The 1,367-nt window shown below is 41.4% G+C and carries 1 pseudogene; it reads right to left on the bottom strand.

Annotation, left to right across the window (positions count from 1 at the left end):
* Positions 1-1,367 (bottom strand): annotated as a pseudogene (locus A9G48_RS02790) (SdrD B-like domain-containing protein); the annotation flags it as partial.

Here is a 1,367-nt window from a genome sequence, read left to right as displayed (position 1 = left end):
TCAACTTTACTTGGTAAGCCTGGTGATACCCTTACTACCTTAGGATTACGACCACTAACACGGTATTCCTTCGGTAAGCTTCGTGGATCGAGTTTGATAACAAAGTTACCACCACGTTCCCAACGTCCACCCGATACATCGACTAAATGGTAACGCCCATGTGCATCAGTTGTGATAATCTCTCCTCGCACCGTGATTAATTTCACGCCACCAAGTCCTTCCTCACCTTCGTCTTGCACTCCATTACCATTTTTGTCCACAAACACTTTACCAAAAATTAATGCATTATCAAATAATGGGTCTGACGTCACTGTCACTGTTGCTTGAGCTATATTTGACACCACCTTACCTGTTAAGGAATTTAATGCCATTGCTGTGTTCGTATACTCACCTTGAGTTACACCTGAACCCACCACTAACATATAGCTAATCACCATTTCACCATTACCCGATAAACTTACCTTGTCATACGTCACCGTTCTGCCACCTTTCGGATCCATCACTTTCTTACCGTTAACTCGTGATGAACCATTAACAAATTTAAAGCCCGCAGGTAAAATATCTTTAATTTTGATATTTGCTGGTTGTGCTTTATTGTTAATTACTTTAAGAGTATACGGCACTATATCACCCACCACCACATTGTCTTTTAACGCTGTTTTGATGATAGTGATATCTGCATCCGAGGCACGGTAGCCCAAAGCCATATCATTCACCTCAACGCTCGTGAAAGTAATAGACTTCTCTTTTAATGCTACCGGTATCGTATGTGCACCACCCACGCCATTATACGTCACTGATGACGGCGGCGCTGATACATCTATTTGGTCATGCTCAACAGCATTACCGCCGATATCCGTATACTTTTCAAAGAATGGAACTTTTTCATATAACGGACTGTTGCTATCTGAACTAACAACACCATCATTATATTCACCGTAAAGAACCCGAATATTATGGGTGATGCTGTTGCCGTCATGGCTACCTATCGCTAAGTTACGGAAACTGAACTTACCTTCATTATCAGTTGTTGATAACATCGGTTTGCCCGCTTTATCCATAACATGTTTTTCATTGCTATCTAATAAATAGACATTTACTCCCGATAACCCTGGATAGTTAGCCAGCCCTATTAAGCCTGTGCCAGCACTGTCTTCAACTAACTTACCTTCGATAACTCCACCATTGATATAACCAAAGTTTTGGTCAGTTAAATTACCTACTACTTCCACAGTTGCCATATCTACTGTTTGTGGTGTTTTTAACGAGCCATCAGCATTATGATGCGCATCATCCGGGTCAAAACTTGCCGTTAAGGTAGTCGGTACACCACTGACAACGATATTCCACTTACCTGGGATAATATT

The organism is Gilliamella sp. wkB18 (assembly GCF_001690875.1).
GTDB classification, from domain to species: Bacteria; Pseudomonadota; Gammaproteobacteria; order Enterobacterales; family Orbaceae; genus Gilliamella; species Gilliamella apicola_A.
This window is presented reverse-complemented; position numbering and strand designations above follow the sequence as displayed.